The organism is Tetzosporium hominis, assembly GCF_002265435.1.
Classification (GTDB): Bacteria; Bacillota; Bacilli; order Bacillales_A; family Planococcaceae; genus Chryseomicrobium; species Chryseomicrobium hominis.
In genome coordinates this window covers 1-274 of the sequence record NZ_NOKQ01000285.1, presented here as the reverse complement: position 1 = coordinate 274, position 274 = coordinate 1, and the positions used below count along the sequence as shown (strand labels likewise).

The window sequence follows — 274 nt, the reverse complement described above, 5'->3', positions numbered from 1 at the left end:
CAAGGAGCATCTTTCTTTTATGGACGGTACAGGAGAGGTAACGGCCTACAAGCTGAAGAACATTGCAGCAATTGATCCCTGGAACGAAATCATAGTGGTGCATTGTCCGTTTGCAAAAAAGGAGACGCTTAAGCTGCCCGATCAGAAACAGTACTTGCTGCACTGCGATCCTTTTACGTTCTTCAATGGGAAGGTTCAAGCGGAAAAAAGGCTTCGGCTGAACGGCATCGGGACCTATGTTTTATACGAACCAAAAGGGATTTTTTAGTTTTGC

General features: G+C 45.3%; 1 pseudogene. It reads left to right on the top strand.

Annotated elements, in window-relative coordinates:
* Positions 1 to 268, top strand: a pseudogene (locus tag CF394_RS13055) (type I pullulanase); the annotation flags it as partial.
* Positions 269 to 274: the final 6 nt, after the last annotated feature.